The sequence below is a fragment of the Enterobacter sp. S-33 genome, assembly GCF_028735835.1.
Lineage (GTDB): Bacteria > Pseudomonadota > Gammaproteobacteria > Enterobacterales > Enterobacteriaceae > Enterobacter > Enterobacter vonholyi.
On sequence record NZ_CP117838.1, the window covers coordinates 2227062 to 2244099 of the forward strand.

The 17038-nt window shown below is 56.6% G+C and carries 19 protein-coding genes; 12 read left to right on the forward strand and 7 right to left on the reverse strand.

Annotation, left to right across the window (positions count from 1 at the left end):
* The first annotated feature begins 242 nt into the window (after positions 1–242).
* Complete coding sequence (locus tag PUP35_RS10505; RefSeq protein ID WP_274243106.1) at positions 243–605, forward strand: hypothetical protein; 363 nt, start codon at positions 243–245, stop codon at positions 603–605.
* Between the two features lie 163 nt (positions 606–768).
* Here PUP35_RS10505 and PUP35_RS10510 read toward each other — a convergent pair whose 3' ends face one another.
* Together PUP35_RS10510 and ftrA are read right to left on the reverse strand one after the other, a co-directional pair.
* Positions 769–1305, reverse strand: a complete 537-nt coding sequence (locus PUP35_RS10510; RefSeq protein WP_136194852.1) for a dihydrofolate reductase family protein — start codon at positions 1303–1305, stop codon at positions 769–771.
* A 40-nt stretch (positions 1306–1345) separates the two neighbouring features.
* The gene (ftrA, locus tag PUP35_RS10515) at positions 1346–2353 is read right to left on the reverse strand and encodes a transcriptional regulator FtrA (RefSeq protein WP_274243109.1); all 1008 of its coding nucleotides are present in this window, start codon (positions 2351–2353) and stop codon (positions 1346–1348) included.
* Between the two features lie 73 nt (positions 2354–2426).
* Between ftrA and PUP35_RS10520 the strand changes: the two genes are divergently transcribed.
* The 8 genes from PUP35_RS10520 (at position 2427) to zinT (ending at position 10446) form a co-directional block, all read left to right on the forward strand.
* A complete protein-coding gene (locus tag PUP35_RS10520; RefSeq protein ID WP_274243111.1) occupies positions 2427–2840 on the forward strand; it encodes a rhodanese-like domain-containing protein in 414 nt (137 codons plus the stop codon).
* Between the two features lie 156 nt (positions 2841–2996).
* Positions 2997–4100 carry a cobalamin-independent methionine synthase II family protein gene (locus PUP35_RS10525; protein ID WP_127730846.1) on the forward strand — a complete coding sequence of 368 codons (1104 nt, stop codon included), beginning with the start codon at positions 2997–2999 and terminating at the stop codon, positions 4098–4100.
* A gap of 203 nt (positions 4101–4303) precedes the next feature.
* On the forward strand, positions 4304–5575 hold the full coding sequence (gene urtA, locus PUP35_RS10530) for an urea ABC transporter substrate-binding protein (RefSeq protein WP_047958573.1): 1272 nt from the start codon (positions 4304–4306) through the stop codon (positions 5573–5575).
* 24 nt (positions 5576–5599) lie between these two features.
* Positions 5600–7174 carry an urea ABC transporter permease subunit UrtB gene (gene urtB / locus PUP35_RS10535; protein ID WP_274243115.1) on the forward strand — a complete coding sequence of 525 codons (1575 nt, stop codon included), beginning with the start codon at positions 5600–5602 and terminating at the stop codon, positions 7172–7174.
* On the forward strand, positions 7174–8247 hold the full coding sequence (gene urtC, locus PUP35_RS10540) for an urea ABC transporter permease subunit UrtC (protein WP_115875044.1): 1074 nt from the start codon (positions 7174–7176) through the stop codon (positions 8245–8247). Before urtB ends, urtC begins: the two co-directional genes overlap by 1 nt.
* Complete coding sequence (urtD, locus tag PUP35_RS10545) at positions 8247–9044, forward strand: urea ABC transporter ATP-binding protein UrtD (RefSeq protein WP_274243119.1); 798 nt, start codon at positions 8247–8249, stop codon at positions 9042–9044. The genes urtC and urtD overlap by 1 nt, the downstream gene beginning before the upstream one ends.
* A gap of 9 nt (positions 9045–9053) precedes the next feature.
* The gene (urtE, locus tag PUP35_RS10550) at positions 9054–9752 is read left to right on the forward strand and encodes an urea ABC transporter ATP-binding subunit UrtE (RefSeq protein WP_111964612.1); all 699 of its coding nucleotides are present in this window, start codon (positions 9054–9056) and stop codon (positions 9750–9752) included.
* Between the two features lie 52 nt (positions 9753–9804).
* Positions 9805–10446: a metal-binding protein ZinT gene (gene zinT, locus PUP35_RS10555; protein ID WP_115876066.1), complete on the forward strand. Its 642-nt coding sequence runs from the start codon at positions 9805–9807 to the stop codon at positions 10444–10446.
* A 46-nt stretch (positions 10447–10492) separates the two neighbouring features.
* Here the strand turns inward: zinT and ydeE are convergent, their stop codons facing one another.
* Entirely contained in the window at positions 10493–11686 is a 1194-nt protein-coding gene (ydeE, locus tag PUP35_RS10560) for an efflux MFS transporter YdeE (protein WP_127730855.1), read from the reverse strand.
* A gap of 194 nt (positions 11687–11880) precedes the next feature.
* On the opposite strand from ydeE, the gene eamA reads away from it, so the two are divergent.
* Positions 11881–12786 (forward strand): O-acetylserine/cysteine exporter, encoded by a 906-nt coding sequence (gene eamA, locus PUP35_RS10565; protein WP_274243123.1) that lies wholly within the window; start codon positions 11881–11883, stop codon positions 12784–12786.
* A gap of 32 nt (positions 12787–12818) precedes the next feature.
* Here eamA and marB read toward each other — a convergent pair whose 3' ends face one another.
* The 3 genes from marB to marR are packed head-to-tail and all read right to left on the reverse strand — an operon-like array spanning position 12819 to position 13907.
* On the reverse strand, positions 12819–13037 hold the full coding sequence (marB, locus tag PUP35_RS10570; protein WP_115875048.1) for a multiple antibiotic resistance protein MarB: 219 nt from the start codon (positions 13035–13037) through the stop codon (positions 12819–12821).
* Between the two features lie 33 nt (positions 13038–13070).
* The gene (gene marA / locus PUP35_RS10575) at positions 13071–13451 is read right to left on the reverse strand and encodes an MDR efflux pump AcrAB transcriptional activator MarA (protein WP_008502237.1); all 381 of its coding nucleotides are present in this window, start codon (positions 13449–13451) and stop codon (positions 13071–13073) included.
* 21 nt (positions 13452–13472) lie between these two features.
* Positions 13473–13907, reverse strand: a complete 435-nt coding sequence (gene marR, locus PUP35_RS10580) for a multiple antibiotic resistance transcriptional regulator MarR (RefSeq protein ID WP_111964608.1) — start codon at positions 13905–13907, stop codon at positions 13473–13475.
* 255 nt (positions 13908–14162) lie between these two features.
* Here marR and PUP35_RS10585 point away from each other — a divergent pair, with 255 nt between their 5' ends.
* Positions 14163–14828, forward strand: coding sequence for a MarC family NAAT transporter (locus tag PUP35_RS10585; protein WP_023335699.1), 666 nt, complete (start codon positions 14163–14165; stop codon positions 14826–14828).
* A gap of 44 nt (positions 14829–14872) precedes the next feature.
* On the opposite strand, the gene PUP35_RS10590 is transcribed toward PUP35_RS10585, so the two are convergent.
* A complete protein-coding gene (locus PUP35_RS10590; RefSeq protein WP_133294408.1) occupies positions 14873–16069 on the reverse strand; it encodes a sugar transporter in 1197 nt (398 codons plus the stop codon).
* A gap of 177 nt (positions 16070–16246) precedes the next feature.
* Here PUP35_RS10590 and PUP35_RS10595 point away from each other — a divergent pair, with 177 nt between their 5' ends.
* Positions 16247–17035, forward strand: a complete 789-nt coding sequence (locus PUP35_RS10595; RefSeq protein ID WP_274243127.1) for a PhzF family phenazine biosynthesis protein — start codon at positions 16247–16249, stop codon at positions 17033–17035.
* The last annotated feature ends 3 nt before the right edge of the window (positions 17036–17038 follow it).

Below are 17038 nucleotides of genomic sequence, written 5' to 3' on the forward strand. Positions count from 1 at the left end.
GATCGCCGCCGAATGACATTGCGGGGTAATCATGCCGATTATTTTTTAGTGTTATTATTTAATAATTCAAACTCGTGAAAAGAGATTGTCAAATAATGTGTGTTCGGAAAATTGTCCAGGACATTTCCTAAAAAGTCATGAATGTTTGTAAATTGCCATTTCTGGTCCATAATCGGATATTTGCATTAAGGATAAATCTTATATAATAGTTAATCTCTGGCTAAGGAACGGGTCATTAATAAATGAAAAAAATAATTGCGCTTGCGCTTCTGACGGTTGCTGTTGGGGCCGTTGCAGGGATTCGTTATGCTGGTGATAACAAACCAGAATATATACAATCAGCAGAAATTCGCGTTGGTTCCTATTTGACCAGCGATTATGGAGCCGTTACCTGTAACAGTAAAAAAATTAACGATGTGCGTTGGGAATTAGACTGCACCCAGCAGACGATAGGAAAAACATTCCAGTTTGCGGCGTACCCCTCTGATAAAGCACCTTATGGAGTGGCGCGGTCATTTTATCTTGAAGCCATAAATGATGACGCAAAACAGAGCGCTGAACAGGGCCTTATGCGTTATTTGCAGATCAATACTCATGCAGGTTAATAAGACTGTTTAACCTTCGTTAAGACAACGGGTGTTAGGTTGTATGGGATCCGCAGCCCGGCCATGGAGTGTCGGGACGTAGAGACCAAAATACAAATCTATCCATGCAAGCATTTACCGCCATTTTTTGGCGGTTTTTTTTTGCGCAGTGTTTACCGTCGTTTTATGACAGCAGTCGATAGTGCGACTGTACCAGACCCGAAGGGAAGCTGCGGCTGGATACCAGCGTCAAATCGATATCCTCTGGCAGGGCGCCAAACAGCGATTTTCCCGAACCGAGCAGGACAGGAACGGTTGTGATCACCATATCGGCCACCAGTCCTTCTCGCAGGAACGACTGTATCACCTGCCCGCCATCGAGATAGACGCGATGGACGTTCTGCAACGCCAGGTAGTCGAGCACCTCCTTTGGCGTGCGCCCTGAAAATTGTACTTTTCCCTTCAGCGCGTCGGGCACGGGCGTGTCGGCCAGCTGTCTGGAGAGCACCAGCACGGGCCGGTCATAAGGCCATGCGTCAAAGGTCAGCACTTTCTCATAGCTGCCTCTGCCCATCACTATCCACTCTTTGTCCGCGATGAACGCCGCATAGCCATGATCTTCAGTCGGATCATCGCGCTGCAGGAGCCAGTCGATATCATCATTGTGTCGGGCGATGTAACCATCAAGACTGGTTGCGATAAAAACGTGTGTGGTGACCATAAGGTTCTCCGTATTCCTGCGAAACCAAAAGACTGACGCCTCAGCGGGCTGTAGCGGAATGAGAAAATTGTTTGCGGTACTGGGCCGGGGAAATCGCGAACTGCTGGCGAAAGTGATGACGCAGCGTCGATGCCTGGCCAAACCCGGTCTGTTCCGCGATGCTGTCGATACTTAAACGACTGCTTTCCAGATAATCTTTCGCCCGCAGCAGGCGCTCATTGAGTAACCAGCGGGCAGGCGTCGTTCCTGTTGCCGCCTCGAAGCGACGAAGAAACGTGCGCTGACTCATACCGACACGACGCGCCAGCGAGTCGACGCTGTGCGGCTCGGTAAGATGCGTGTGCAGAAAATCAAACAGCTGGCCGAGGCGCTGGCTTTCCCGCAGCTGCGCCACCGGGCGGCTCAGCTGTTGCGGCTGAGAGCCATCCCGGTGTGGGGGAATGACCAGCCGCCGCGCCACGCTGTTAGCGGTTTCCATTCCATAATCCCTTCGTACAACGTGAAGGCAGAGATCGATCCCCGCCGCGCTGCCTGCAGAAGTCAGGATATCGCCTTCGTCCTGGTAGAGCACATCCTCAACCACGTCGATGTCAGGGTAGCGGGCTTTAAGCGTCTCAATGTAGCGCCAGTGCGTCGTGGCTTTGCGCCCGTTGAGCAGCCCCGTAGCGGCCAGCACAAATACGCCCGAACAGATGGACAGCAGCTGGCATCCTCGCGCGCTGGCCTGACGTAATGCCTCGCTGAGTGCGTCCGGAACCGACGAGTCCAGCCCACGCCAGCCGGGAACCACAATCAGGTCCGCAGACGCAAGCAGGCTTAAATCACCATCGGTGACGATACGGATCCCGCCTGTTGCCCGAAGTTCACCGCTATCCACGCTCGCCACCGCAAAACGATACCATTCATCGCCCAGCTCGGGACGTGGCAGACCGAAGATCTCCACCGCTACGCCAAACTCAAAGGTACACAGGCCGTCATAGGCCAGCACCACCACCTGCGGGCGGGCAATTTGTCTTAAGTTTGTCATCTTTTTGCTGTTTTCTGGCATAAGCGAGCGCATTCACGTGCTGAATTTCTGGATAGAGTAGTGTTAACACAAACGCCAAAGATGAGGAAGGATCATGAGCTATGTTACTGAATTTCCGGCTGCCGAGCCGCAGGAAGCCATCACCCATTTTCTGCGTCGCCTGAGCGTAGAAACCGACTGCGCCGATGTGCATCACGCCATCGCCAATAATGAGCAGGACTTTGTTTTGCTGCACGTGGTGGGGAGCCCGGAGCAGTTTGCCCGTCGCCATGTGCCGGGCGCTCTGCATATGCCGTGGAGCCAGATGACCGCTGAGCGCATGGCCCAATGGCCTGAAGGGACGCTGTTCGTCGTCTACTGCGCGGGGCCGCACTGTAACGGCGCGGACAGAGCCGCGCTGAAGCTGGCGCGTCTCGGGCTGCCGGTCAAAATCATGCTCGGTGGGGTCACCGGCTGGGAAGATGAACGCTACGCGTTTGCAAGCAGCGAAACCACTGCCGCGCTGTGAAGATGAATTTTTTTCAAGACCCGTGAAATTTTCTCGTTTGCCGGCACCGGGGAGGTATGACATTGTTTTTGGACATTTAGACATCCAGAAGTCTAAAAGTTCAAATAATGAATTATCACTGCGGGCAATTATTGCCGGCAGACTGAGGAGATTTCCATGCAACGACACCACGCCCCGTACCGCGCCGACGTAGTCGGCAGTTTTTTACGTCCGGATGCCATCAAGCAGGCTCGCCTGCAATTTGCCAGCGGCGAGATTGACGCGAGACAGCTTCGCGCGGTGGAGGACGAAGCCATTCGCCACGTCGTTGAGCAGCAGTGCGCGTGCGGCCTGCATGTCGTGACCGACGGTGAGTTTCGCCGTGCCTGGTGGCACTTCGACTTCTTCGACGGTCTGCAGGGCGTTGAGCGTTACGATTCGCAGCAGGGCATCCAGTTTAACGGCGTGCAAACCAAAGCCCACGGCGTGCGCGTCACCGGCAAACTGGGCTTTGGCGAGCACCCGATGCTGGACGATTTCCGCTATCTGAAAAGCATCAGCGGTAACGCCCAGCCAAAAATGACCATTCCCAGCCCGAGCGTGCTGCATTTCCGCGGCGGTCGCAAAGACATTGATGCGACGGTGTATCCGGACCTGAACGTCTATTTCGACGATCTGGCGACCACCTGGCGCGACGCGATTCGCGCATTCTATGATGCAGGCTGCCGTTACCTGCAGCTGGACGATACCGTATGGGCCTACCTCTGTTCGGACGATCAGCGTCGTCAGATCCGCGAGCGCGGCGACGATGCCGATGAGCTTGCACGTATCTATGCCCGCGTCCTGAACAAGGCGCTGGAGGGCAAGCCGGACGATCTGACCATCGGGCTGCACGTCTGCCGCGGTAACTTCCGCTCCACCTGGATTTCCGAAGGCGGCTACGAGCCGGTGGCGGAAGTGCTGTTCGGAACGGTCAACGTTGATGCCTTCTTCCTGGAATACGATAACGACCGCAGCGGGGATTTCGCGCCATTGCGCTTTGTTCGCCCGGGCAAGCAGCAGGTGGTGCTGGGTCTTATCACCACGAAAAACGGCGAGCTGGAGAATCCGGAGGGAATCAAAGCCCGTCTGGAAGAGGCGGCGAAATACGTGGCGAAAGAGCAAATTTGCCTCAGCCCGCAGTGCGGCTTTGCCTCGACCGAAGAGGGCAACAGCCTGAGCGAAACCCAGCAGTGGGAAAAAGTCCGGCTGGTGACGCAGATCGCCAGCGAAGTCTGGTAAAACCTTCCTCCTCAGCGCTGCATTATAAAAGTGCAGCGCTGTGCCATTCTGAGACGTTCTCTTTACATCCTGCGCTCCCCTCCCGGAAATAGCGCTATCTCCATTCTGGCATTCTTTTTGCTCCTGCTTCGCTGACACATTTATTTCAGCGTCCACGCCGTAACGGACGTTTTCGCACAGCGTTCTTTTTCAGGAGTGAAAATATGCACCGTCGTACCTTATTAAAAGCCTTTGCGTTATCCGCGTCCGTCGTGGCGATGGGAATGAGTTTTGGCGTGCAGGCGGCCGATACCATCAAAGTGGGGATCATGCATTCTCTTTCCGGCACGATGGCTATCTCCGAGACCCCGCTTAAAGATGTCGCCCTGATGACCATCGATGAGATCAACGCCAAAGGCGGCGTGCTGGGCAAGAAACTGGAGCCGGTAGTGGTGGATCCGGCCTCAAACTGGCCGCTGTTTGCCGAGAAGGCCCGACAGCTGCTGAGCCAGGATAAAGTGGCGGTGGTATTCGGCTGCTGGACCTCGGTTTCGCGCAAATCCGTACTGCCGGTCTTTGAGGAGCTGAACGGCCTGCTGTTCTATCCGGTGCAGTATGAAGGCGAGGAAATGTCGCCAAACGTGTTCTATACCGGCGCGGCGCCGAACCAGCAGGCCATCCCGGCGGTTGAATACCTGATGAGCGAAGACGGCGGCGCGGCGAAACGCTTCTTCCTGCTGGGTACTGACTACGTTTATCCGCGCACCACCAACAAGATCCTGCGCGCGTTCCTGCATTCGAAAGGGGTGGAGGATAAGGATATCGAAGAGGTTTACACCCCGTTCGGCCATAGCGACTACCAGACCATCGTCGCCAACATCAAGAAATTCTCCGCGGGTGGCAAAACCGCCGTGGTGTCGACCATCAACGGCGACTCCAACGTGCCGTTCTACAAAGAGCTGGCGAACCAGGGTCTGAAGGCGACCGACGTGCCGGTGGTGGCGTTCTCCGTGGGCGAAGAAGAGCTGCGCGGTATCGACACCAAACCGCTGGTCGGCAACCTGGCCGCGTGGAACTACTTTGAATCCGTGGATAACCCGACCAACCAGGCCTTCGTCGCGGATTACAAAGCCTATGCGAAGGCGCACAAGCTGCCGAACGCCGATACCGTGGTGACCAACGACCCGATGGAAGCTACCTATGTGGGCATCCATATGTGGGCGCAGGCGGTGGAAAAAGCGGGGACTACCGACGTGGATAAAGTCCGTGCGGCGATGGCCGGTCAGTCCTTTAAGGCGCCGTCAGGCTTTACGCTTACCATGGATGCCACCAACCATCATCTGCATAAGCCGGTCATGATCGGTGAAATCGAAGGTAACGGCCAGTTCAACGTGGTATGGCAGACGGAACAGCCGGTACGCGCCCAGCCGTGGAGCCCGTTCATCGCCGGAAATGACAAAAAGCCCGACCAGCCGATGAAAACCGCCAGCAACTAAGCCATTACCGCAGGGAGAAACGTCATGAACGCCATGCGCATGTTCATCGCTATTGTATGGCTTTCCGGACTGCTGCCAGGGATGGTGCAGGCATCGGATGCCGATCTTTTTGTTGCCGCCAGCCGTAGCCAGCAGGCGGATTTGTTGACGCAGTGGGCCGCCGCGCCGGATGCCGCCAGGCTTCCGCTGCTTCAGTCCCTGCAGAAGGAAAATCTGTATGCCGACAGTCAAAAGCACGCCTTTGCGCAGCGTAACGGGCAAATGGTGTCGCTTGGGGACGCCCGTGCGGCAGAAGCGCCAACCAAAGCCGTTCGTCTGACGAACCGGCTGCGCGTGCTGGCTGCGACCGCCATCGCCACCCATCAGCTGGTGAGTGACAGTGTCACCGAGAGGCGGACGGCTGCGCGTCAGCTGCAGCGCGATGCCCAGCCCGGTATGCTCGCTTTTCTGGAAAAACGTGTGAACGATGAAACGGACGCCGTGGCGCGTCAGGCGCTGCTGCTGGCGGTCGCGAACCTCCAGCTGGCAAGCCCGCAGCCGGAAGTGCGCCGCAAGGCCGTCGAACTATTAGGTCAGTCCGACGATCCGGACGTACAGTCGAGGCTCACTCCGTTTACCCAGCCAGACACTGAGCCGGATGGCGGCGTGCGCGCGGCCGCAGGAGAGAGTCTTAGCCAGATCCAGCATCGGCTGATGTGGGGCGATCTGCTGGGCCAGGCGTTTATGGGGCTCTCCCTCGGGTCGGTGCTGCTGCTGGCCGCGCTGGGGCTGGCTATCACCTACGGCCTGCTGGGCGTCATTAATATGGCGCACGGCGAGATGCTGATGCTGGGGGCATATGCCACCTGGATGGTGCAGCAGGTGATGGCCGGGCTTGCGCCCCAGTGGCTGGCGCTCTATCCCGTTATCGCCTTGCCGGTCGCGTTCTGCCTGACGGCGGGCATTGGAATGGTGCTGGAGCGCACGGTGATCCGTCATCTGTACGGTCGTCCGCTGGAAACGCTGCTGGCGACGTGGGGCATCAGCCTGATGCTCATCCAGCTGGTGCGCATGACCTTTGGCGCCCAGAACCTCGAGGTGGCGAACCCGGCCTGGCTCTCCGGCGGGGTGCAGGTTTTTGCCAACCTGACGCTGCCGTGGAACCGCATTGTGGTGCTGGGCTTCGTGCTGCTGGTGCTGTTCTTTACCTGGCTCATTCTGAATAAAACCCGTCTGGGGCTCAACGTGCGGGCGGTGACGCAAAACCGCAGCATGGCCGCCTGCTGCGGGGTACCGACAGGGCGCGTCGATATGCTGGCGTTCGGGCTTGGCTCCGGGATTGCGGGGTTAGGCGGCGTGGCGTTATCGCAGCTCGGTAACGTCGGGCCGGAGCTGGGCCAGGGCTATATCATCGACTCCTTCCTTGTGGTGGTGCTCGGAGGCGTAGGCCAGCTGGCTGGCAGCGTGGCCGCGGCGTTTGGTCTGGGGATCTTTAATAAAATCCTTGAACCACAGATGGGGGCGGTGCTGGGCAAGATCGTGATTCTGGTGGCGATCGTGCTGTTTATTCAAAAACGCCCGCAGGGGCTGTTTGCGCTGAAAGGGAGGGTGATTGACTGATGAGCCAGCCGCTGACCTTAACGCTGGCGCGCAAAGCGCCACGCACTACGTATATTGCAGGCAGCCTGCTGGTGGTGTGCTTGCTGATATTGCCGTTTTTCGCCTTACTGCCTGCGACGCATCCGCTGGCGCTGTCAACCTGGATGCTGACGCTGACTGGCAAGATCCTCTGCTATGCCATCGTTGCGGTGGCGCTGGATCTGGTATGGGGCTACGCCGGGATGCTCTCTCTCGGGCACGGCATCTTTTTCGCCCTGGGCGGCTACGCGATGGGCATGTACCTGATGCGCCAGGCCGCGGGTGACGGTCTGCCCGCGTTTATGTCGTTTCTTTCCTGGAGCGAGCTGCCGTGGTTCTGGTGGGGAACCCAGCATTTTACCTGGGCGCTGGTGCTAATTGTGCTGGTGCCGGGGCTGCTGGCGCTGGTGTTTGGCTGGTTCGCCTTCCGCTCGAAGATCAAAGGGGTCTATTTTTCGATCATGACCCAGGCGCTGACCTATGCCGGGATGCTGTTGTTCTTTCGCAACGAAACCGGCTTTGGCGGCAATAACGGCTTTACCGGCTTCACCACGCTGCTCGGGTTTACGGTAACGGAAACGACGACTCGTATCGCGCTGTTTCTGGCGACCGTGCTGTTGCTGCTCCTGGCCCTGGGCTGCGGATTTGCGCTGGCGAAGAGCAAGTTTGGCCGCATTCTGACCGCCGTTCGCGACGCCGAAAACCGCCTGACGTTTTGCGGCTACGATCCGCGCGGGTTCAAGCTGCTGGTGTGGACGCTCTCTGCCGTGCTGTGCGGTCTGGCGGGGGCGCTCTATGTCCCGCAGGTGGGCATTATCAACCCGGGCGAAATGTCGCCGACAAACTCGATAGAGGCCGCCATCTGGGTTGCGCTGGGCGGGCGCGGCACGCTGGTGGGGCCGGTGATTGGCGCGGCGCTGGTTAACGGGGCGAAAAGTTTCTTCACCGTCGCGATGCCGGAATACTGGCAGCTGTTTCTGGGGCTGATTTTTATCGCCGTTACGCTGTTTTTACCGCGCGGCGTCTACGGACTGTTTCGTAAGGGAGAAAAATAATGCAGCCAGCCGAAGGGTTATTCACCCGCCAGCTGCCCGGCGATCGCTACCGGGACCAGACTGATCCTGTACTTCAGCTTGAATCCATTAACGTTAATTTTGACGGATTTCAGGCCCTGACCGATCTCTCGCTGAATATCGGCGTGGGCGAGCTGCGCTGCGTGATCGGTCCCAACGGGGCCGGTAAAACCACGCTGATGGACGTCATCACCGGCAAAACGCGTCCAGAGAGCGGCAGGGCGATTTACGACCAGTCCATCGACCTGACAGCGCTGGAGCCTGCGGCCATCGCCCGCCAGGGCATCGGGCGTAAATTCCAGAAGCCCACGGTCTTTGAGGCGCTGACGGTGTGGGAAAACCTGGAGATCGCGATGAAAAGCGATAAGTCCGTCTGGGCGAGCCTGCGGGCAAAACTCAACGGCGCGCAGCGCGACCGGATCGATGAGATGCTGCTTTTACTTCGGCTGACCGGCGAGCGCGACCGCCGCGCCGGGCTGCTTTCCCATGGACAAAAGCAGTTTCTGGAGATCGGCATGCTGCTGGTGCAGGACCCGCATCTTCTGCTGCTGGATGAACCCGCAGCCGGGATGACCGACGCGGAAACGGAATACACCGCAGAGCTGTTCAAAACGCTGGCAGGCAAGCATTCCCTGATGGTTGTTGAGCACGATATGGGCTTTGTCGAAACCATCGCCGACCGCGTCACGGTGCTGCATCAGGGGCGGGTGCTGGCGGAAGGTTCACTTCGCGAGGTGCAGGCCAACGAGCAGGTGATTGAGGTCTATCTGGGACGTTAAGGAGCGATGATGTTACAGGTTAATGAACTGAATCAATATTACGGCGGCAGCCATATCCTGCGCGGCGTCAGCTTTGAGGCTGTAACCGGCGAAGTCACCTGCCTGCTGGGGCGCAACGGCGTAGGGAAAACCACGCTGCTGAAGTGTCTGATGGGGCTGATCCCGGCCAAAACCGGGGAGGTTATCTGGCAGGGAAAAACGATCACCCACAGTAAACCGCACCAGCGGGTGCAGTCTGGCGTGGCGTATGTCCCGCAGGGACGGGAGATTTTCCCGCGCCTGAGCGTAGAGGAGAATCTCCTGATGGGGCTGTCGCGATTTTCCGCCCGCGAGGCGAAGCAGGTGCCGGAGGAGATCTGGCAGCTGTTCCCGGTGCTCAAAGAGATGAAGCATCGTCGCGGGGGGGACCTCTCCGGGGGACAACAGCAGCAGCTGGCGATTGGTCGCGCGCTGGCGAGCCGTCCGCAGCTGCTGATCCTGGATGAACCGACCGAAGGCATACAGCCTTCCGTTATTAAAGAGATCGGCCACGTGATCCGTACTCTGGCAAGCAGAGGCGACATGGCGATCCTGCTGGTGGAGCAGTTTTACGACTTTGCCGCCGAGCTGGCCGACAGCTATCTGCTGATGTCGCGCGGCACGATTATTCAGCGCGGGCGGGGTGAAAACATGGAGCAGGAGGGCGTTCGCGGCCTGGTTGCGATTTGAAATGTTATATTATAACATCCTCATTCTTATAAAACGGAATGAGGATGTTATCTTGGCTGAACATATTGGAAAATTTGCCATGACTCTGGGGGCGCTGCTGGTCAGCGGCCAGCTGTTTGCTCATTCGCACGGCCATCAGATGACCGAAGCGGAACAGAAGGCGGCGAACGGCGTGTTTGAGGATAAGGACGTGAAGGACAGAGCATTGTCTGACTGGGACGGGACCTGGCAGTCGGTCTATCCGTTCCTGCTCGATGGTTCGCTGGATCCGGTCTTTAAGCAGAAAGCGCAGAAGGATAAAAGCAAATCCTTTGACGAGGTGAAAGCCTACTACCGCACGGGCTATGCGACGGACGTGGATGCCATCGGCATCGAAAATAACGTGATGGAATTCCATCAGGGCAAAGCGGTCAGCCGCTGTCAGTATGATTACAGCGGCTACAAAATTCTGACCTACGCGTCAGGTAAGAAAGGCGTTCGCTATCTGTTTGAGTGTAAGGACGCCGCTAGCAAGGCGCCGAAGTTCGTGCAGTTCAGCGACCACACCATCGGGCCGAAAGCCTCTTCGCACTTCCACATTTTCATGGGCAATACCTCCCACGAGGCACTGCTGAAAGAGATGGATAACTGGCCGACCTATTACCCGAATGAGATGTACAAAGAGCAGGTGGTGGAGGAGATGTTGCACCACTGATGCTTTATTGCCGGGTGGCGGCTTTGCCTTACCCGGCCTGCATTCGCTACGCCGCTTTGGGTGACTCGCACCAGGCCTTCACGCTCATCCCACGCAGAATCATCAGCCAGGCCATGACGATGGCGACCATCATGATCGCAAACAAGGACCAGTGCGGCAGATTGGTCAGGATAATACCGGTGATCATCGGGTTTGCCGCCGCGCCGAGCCAGCCCAGCGCCTGGGCGGAGAAATAGCTCGCCTTCATACCCGGTGGGGCAATGTTGTCGATCAGCATGTATTCACCCGGTGCATAGATAATCTCCCCCAGCGTGAAAATGGCGGCAGCGATGCCCCAGTAAACCAGGTTTTCCCCGGAGAGCATAAAGCCGCCCAGCCCCAGGATAAAAAACAGGGTGGCGAGGGTCATCAGCGGGCGAATATTGCTGGCTGAGATCTTGCGGCCCAGCGCATATTGCAGCGTCACCACCACGGCGGCGTTGACGGGCAGCACCACGGCGACCACCTTTTCGGCGAAATCACTGTCCGCATGCGCGGCCAGAACGTATTGCGAAATACAGCTCGCGAACGACCCGCCCACGTACGACGCCAGCAGGCCAGAGAGCGTGTACCAGAACAGCGCGCGGTCTTTCAGCAATACCGATGGCTGCCACGGCGTCTTCTCCTCTGCGGTATCTAACGCCACGCTTTTCTGTACAAAGAAATGGATAAAGCCCAGCGGCAGGGCGGCGCAAAAGGCCGCCAGCCAGAACGGCAGCTGCAGGCTGTACATCACCAGCAGGGTGCCAATCGGCGGGCCGACCGTCCAGCCAATGTTCAGGAAGCTGTAGTTAAGCGAGAAGACCCGCGCCTTCTGGCTGGAGGTGAGCACGTCGGAGAACCAGGCTTTCAGCACCGTCGAAAAGACGGAGTAGGCGCAGTTGATCAGCGCAAAGAACAGCACCACCAGCGTGACGTTATTGACCAGCGGGATCGCCACAAAGCCGGCGATAAACGCCACGATCGCGATCAGCATGTAGCGTTTTTTATCAAACTTATCGGCCAGAATGCCAAATCCCAGGCTGAATACCACGCCAATGGTCAGCGCCACGGTCAGGGCATAACCAATATTCTCAACGCTCATGCTGTAGACGCGCGTGAGATAAATGGTCATGAACGGCAGCGTTGCCCCTCTACCGATGGTTAACAACAATGACGATGCCAGCAGCGCTGCGGTTGAGCGCCTGAGAGATGGTTTCATATTCCTGCCCGACAGTTGCTTATGCTTTTATTAGATGTGTGTTAACAGGATTACCATGACATAAGGGGCTTGTATAGCGCCTGATTTATCCCTAAGTGCTTCAGCTGCCAGCCAGAATTAATGATCTTCTCGCAGTGTGCTTTTTTCTGTTACCTTGAAGTGTTAACAAATTATTAATAATTCAGGGGCAGGGTATGACGCGTAAAGACGGGCTGCTGGCTTTGCTGGTGGTCGTAGTATGGGGGCTTAATTTTGTGGTCATTAAGCTGGGGCTGCACAACATGCCGCCGCTGATGCTGGCCGGTTTACGCTTTATGCTGGTCGCTTTTCCGGCCATCTTCTTTGTGGCGCGTCCAAAGATCCCCTTTAAACTGCTGCTGGGCTACGGTCTGACCATTAGCTTTGGCCAGTTCGCGTTTCTCTTTTGCGCCATCAAGTTCGGTATGCCGGCGGGTCTTGCCTCGCTGGTGTTACAGGCGCAGGCGTTCTTTACCATTATTCTCGGGGCGTTTGTGTTTGGCGAGCGCCTGCAGGGCAAACAGCTGGCGGGGATCACCCTGGCGGTGTTCGGCGTGCTGGTGCTGATCGAGGCCAGCCTGAATGGTCAGCATGTGGCGCTGCTCGGGTTTATGTTGACGCTGGCGGCTGGGCTGAGCTGGGCCTGTGGGAATATCTTCAACAAGCTGATCATGCAGCACGAGGCGCGCCCGGCGGTGATGTCGCTGGTGGTCTGGAGTGCGCTGATCCCGGTTATCCCGTTTCTGCTGGCGTCGTGCATTCTGGACGGTCCGGCGGTGATGCTGAACAGCCTTGTCGACATTGATATGACCACGATCCTTTCTCTTGTCTATCTGGCCTTTGTCGCCACCATTGTGGGCTACGGGATCTGGGGATCGCTGCTGGGGCGTTATGAAACCTGGCGCGTCGCGCCGTTATCCCTGCTGGTGCCGGTGGTAGGACTTGCCAGTGCGGCGATATTGCTGGATGAAACGCTGAGCGCGCTGCAGCTGTTGGGCGCCGTGCTGATCATGGCCGGGCTGTATATTAACGTCTTTGGTCTGCGGGTGCGTCGGGCGACGCGGGTAAGCGAAAAGGCATAAAAAAAGCCCCGCGTCTGCGGGGCAAAAACGAATCAGAAGCCGTGCTGATTATAATAAGGCACGCCTAATTCGTCGGATTTGTCGCTACCAGCACCCATGTGGTTGAAATCATAAGGCGACTGGTCATGTGCTGACGGCAAAATCATCGAATCAGGATTATTTTGCTGCGTTGCACGAGGGGTTTGCTCCGCGAAGGTCTGGCTGGAGAACAGCACCAGCAAGGCGAGGGCGGCGGAGGCGATAGCTTTCATGATTTCCTCGGTTACGTCTGTTACAGGCGATAATTAACTACAGTGTTTTAACGGATACAGGTATCGGGATTCGCCCGGCACGCTGGTGATTCGGTACTTATGAGGCGGCACGTCAAAATAGTTTTTGAAAGTACGCGTCAGGGTTTGCTGCGATTCAAAGCCGTAACGCTCCGCCAGATAAAGGATCGGCTCGTTGCTTTCTTTCAGTTTCTGGGCAATTTCCGTCAGCTTGCGGCTGCGAATATATTGACCTAATGAATGGCCGGTCTCTTTTTTGAACATCCGTTGCAGGTGCCATTTGGAGTAACCCGAACGCTCTGACACTTTTTCAAGGGAGAGCGGCGATTCCAGGTTATCCTCGATCCAGTCCAAAATGCTATGAATGGTGATAGCGTCAGTATTGCGTCTGGACATCGTCATACCTCTTTTTTCTGTTTACGGCAGGATTTTCTTCAGCAGAAGCTCAAGGGTTGCCACTTCATCTGCCGTTAAGTTTTTTGTTAGTTCCTGATGCAGTGTTTGTCCTACTAATTGATGACATTTCTCGCACATGGCCGCGCCATCGCTGGTTAGCTTCACCAGTACGCCGCGTTTGTCATTCGGGTTAGGGCTTCGTTCTATCCATCCTTTGCAGACGAGACGATCGAGCATGCGGGTTAACGCACCCAGATCGACAGAGAGCACCTTTTTGAGCTCAACCGGCGTGATACACACTTCGCAGCGAATGGAACACAGCACTTTGAACTGTGTTGCGGTGATATCCAGCGGTGACAGGTAGTCATTGAGCAGGCGATCTTTTTTCTGATTGACCATATGAATAAGACGACCCAGCGGAACAACGTCGTTAAAGATATCACTGGTGCTTTTCAAAATGGTTGCCCTGGCAAGTAGTTAGTCACGGCAGATATTATTGCTCAGGCAAGTATAAGTCAACTGAATGAACCAGCCGATGCCACGAATTGCTAAAACGTTTCATGAACTTTTTTTAAGGTGTTTCAAATCATAGAGATAACTTCCTGTTATCTTTTCAGAAGGAAAATAATCGTTACGTTGCGCCCATGGCTGAATGTCACACTTTCCCCCTATAATTGCTGTGTTAAATATGGATAAGGACGACAACGCACTATGTTGGATTTAATAAAAGCAATCAGCCTTGGGCTGGTGGTCTTGCTGCCGTTGGCTAACCCGTTAACGACGGTAGCGCTGTTCCTCGGGCTGGCAGGGAACATGAACAGCGCCGAGCGCAACCATCAGTCGATGATGGCCTCGGTGTATGTGTTTGCCATCATGATGGTGGCTTATTACGCCGGACAGGTGGTGATGAATACCTTCGGGATTTCCATCCCTGGCCTGCGTATCGCCGGTGGGCTGATTGTGGCCTTCATTGGTTTCCGCATGCTGTTCCCGGCGCAAAAAGCGCATGAGTCGCCGGAAGCGACCAGCAAATCGGAAGAGCTGGAAACCGAACCGAGTGCGAATATTGCCTTTGTGCCGATTGCCATGCCCAGTACGGCGGGGCCGGGTACCATCGCGATGATCATCAGCTCCGCGTCGACGGTGCGCGACAGCGCAACGTTCCCGGACTGGGTGCTGACGGTGGCACCGCCGCTGATTTTTGCGATTATCGGGGTTATCGTGTGGGCGTCGCTGCGCAGCTCCGGCGCCATTATGCGCTGGGTAGGCAAGGGCGGTATCGAGGCGATTTCTCGTCTGATGGGCTTCTTACTGGTCTGTATGGGCGTGCAGTTTATTATTAACGGCGTGCTGGAGATTATTAAGACCTATCATTGATGTGATTGCCGGGTAAGCGCAGCGCTGCCCGGCATAAATAAACCTTACCCGTGCTGCCCCTGTTCCTCCAGCGCCACCGGCCACTTACGGAAGATGAGCACTGACCAGATCAGCGCCACCAGTGCCGGAATGGCACCCAGATAGCCAATCGCCGACATCGACACGTGCAGTATGACCTGATTTCCCACCAGCGCACCCGCGCCAATGCCGAGATTGAAAATCCCCGAGAACAGCGACATGGCGACATCCGTTGCATCCGGTGCCAGGGCCAGGACTTTCACCTGCATGCCGAGACCAATAATCATGATCGCCACGCCCCAGAACAGGCTGAGGATTGCCAGATGGCTTTCGCTGCCCGCGGCAGGCATCAGCAACAGCAGGCAGGCCAGCAGCAGACCAATAGCGCAGCTCACCAGCGTCGAGGCATGCCGGTTACCCAGCTTGCCGAACAGCACGCTGCCAATAATGCCCGCGCCGCCGAGGATCAGCAGTAATACGGTGGCAAAGTTGGCGCTAAAGCCCGCTACCACCTGCACAAACGGTTCAATGTAGCTGTACGCCGTGTAGTGTGCCGTCACGACGATGGCGGTCAGCAGGTAGATACTCAGCAGCGCAGGGCGACGCATCAGCAGCGGCAGGCTTTTCAGCGAGCCGGAATGTTCGCTCGGCAGCGCGGGCAGAAGTTTAATCAGACACACCAGCGTCACCAGCGCGCCCATGCCGATAGCGAAGAAGGTGGTACGCCAGCCGAAGTATTGCCCCACGATGCGGCCAATCGGGAGACCCAGCACCATCGCCAGTGCGGTACCGGTGGCAATCAGGCTCAGCGCCTGGGCGCGTTTACCCGCCGGTGCGAGTCGAATAGCCAGCGAGGCGGTGATCGACCAGAACACTGCATGGGCAAAGGCAATGCCGATGCGGCTAATGACCAGCACCGTAAAATTCCACGCCATAAACGACAGTACGTGGCTTGCAATAAACAAGACAAACAGGCCGATCAACAGCCTGCGTCGCTCCATCTGGCTGGTCAGCAGCATAAACGGCAGGGACATCAGCGCCACTACCCAGGCGTAGATGGTCAACATAATGCCTACCTGAGCCGTTTCCATCTGAAAACTTTCAGCGATGTCAGACAACAGCCCAACCGGCACAAATTCTGTGGTGTTAAAAATAAACGCGGCAATGGCCAGCGTGACCACGCGTAGCCACGCAACCCTGCGGGAAACTGTGTTCGTTGTCATAGGGATGTCGGAGATTCGTTGCTGAAAAGAAGAGGAGACGATCTTAAAACGTTGAACGGCGAAAACTCAACCATTATGTGATGCAGATCTCAATATTTACCTTATGAAAGCGGTAGCCGGGAACGCTGTTTTCATTGAATATAAAAGAACAACACAATAAAAACAGGCGGTAAGACAATGCAGGAGATTGATTTTTATCTGGTCGATGCGTTCAGCAATATCACGTTCGGCGGCAACCCGGCTGCCGTTTGTCCGCTCAAGGAATGGTTGCCCGATGAGACCTTGCTGAAGATGGCGCAGCAGCATAATCAGTCGGAAACGGCTTTTTTCGTCTGCACTAAAGGGGGCATTGAGCTACGCTGGTTTACCACCCTTACCGAAGTCAATCTCTGCGGCCACGCCACCCTTGCCGCTGCGTACGTTCTGTATAATGAACTGGATTACCCCGACTCGCGGATCCACTTTGACACCGCCTCTGGTCGCCTGACGGTAACCCGGGAGGGGGAATGGATGACGCTGGACTTCCCGGCATGTCCAACCCATCAAGAGACACCTCCGCCGGAGATGCTCTCGGCGCTGGGTATCAGCCGCTACGTTGAAGCCCGTAAGGGGCGCGCCTGGCTGATCGTGCTGGAAAATCGCCAGCAGGTCGAGGCGCTTGCGCCACACTTTTCGGCGATGACGCCGGGCGAGCATAAGGTAAGCGTGACGGCGCGCGGCGAGGGGGAATACGATTTTGTCAGCCGCTTTTTCTCCCCCGGCGTTTCCGTTCCGGAAGACCCGGTCACCGGCTCCGCGCACACGATGCTGATCCCGTACTGGGGTGAACAGTTGGGGAAAACAGCCATGCTTGCCCGTCAGGTTTCCGCGCGCGGCGGCGACGTGCGCTGTGAGCTGAAAGGCTCGCGCGTGCTGATGAGCGGACAGGCTTCACTTTATCTGAAAGGCACAGTTTTTCTGCGCTAAATA

Bases quoted from the DNA above. Each gene is read 5' to 3' on its own strand.
- PUP35_RS10505 (WP_274243106.1), top strand. From the start codon at position 243: ATGAAAAAAATAATTGCGCTTGCGCTTCTGACGGTTGCTGTTGGGGCC.
- PUP35_RS10510 (WP_136194852.1), bottom strand. From the start codon at position 1,305: ATGGTCACCACACACGTTTTTATCGCAACCAGTCTTGATGGTTACATC.
- ftrA (WP_274243109.1), bottom strand. From the start codon at position 2,353: ATGCCAGAAAACAGCAAAAAGATGACAAACTTAAGACAAATTGCCCGC.
- PUP35_RS10520 (WP_274243111.1), top strand. From the start codon at position 2,427: ATGAGCTATGTTACTGAATTTCCGGCTGCCGAGCCGCAGGAAGCCATC.
- PUP35_RS10525 (WP_127730846.1), top strand. From the start codon at position 2,997: ATGCAACGACACCACGCCCCGTACCGCGCCGACGTAGTCGGCAGTTTT.
- urtA (WP_047958573.1), top strand. From the start codon at position 4,304: ATGCACCGTCGTACCTTATTAAAAGCCTTTGCGTTATCCGCGTCCGTC.
- urtB (WP_274243115.1), top strand. From the start codon at position 5,600: ATGAACGCCATGCGCATGTTCATCGCTATTGTATGGCTTTCCGGACTG.
- urtC (WP_115875044.1), top strand. From the start codon at position 7,174: ATGAGCCAGCCGCTGACCTTAACGCTGGCGCGCAAAGCGCCACGCACT.
- urtD (WP_274243119.1), top strand. From the start codon at position 8,247: ATGCAGCCAGCCGAAGGGTTATTCACCCGCCAGCTGCCCGGCGATCGC.
- urtE (WP_111964612.1), top strand. From the start codon at position 9,054: ATGTTACAGGTTAATGAACTGAATCAATATTACGGCGGCAGCCATATC.
- ydeE (WP_127730855.1), bottom strand. From the start codon at position 11,686: ATGAAACCATCTCTCAGGCGCTCAACCGCAGCGCTGCTGGCATCGTCA.
- eamA (WP_274243123.1), top strand. From the start codon at position 11,881: ATGACGCGTAAAGACGGGCTGCTGGCTTTGCTGGTGGTCGTAGTATGG.
- marB (WP_115875048.1), bottom strand. From the start codon at position 13,037: ATGAAAGCTATCGCCTCCGCCGCCCTCGCCTTGCTGGTGCTGTTCTCC.
- marA (WP_008502237.1), bottom strand. From the start codon at position 13,451: ATGTCCAGACGCAATACTGACGCTATCACCATTCATAGCATTTTGGAC.
- PUP35_RS10585 (WP_023335699.1), top strand. From the start codon at position 14,163: ATGTTGGATTTAATAAAAGCAATCAGCCTTGGGCTGGTGGTCTTGCTG.
- PUP35_RS10590 (WP_133294408.1), bottom strand. From the start codon at position 16,069: ATGACAACGAACACAGTTTCCCGCAGGGTTGCGTGGCTACGCGTGGTC.
- PUP35_RS10595 (WP_274243127.1), top strand. From the start codon at position 16,247: ATGCAGGAGATTGATTTTTATCTGGTCGATGCGTTCAGCAATATCACG.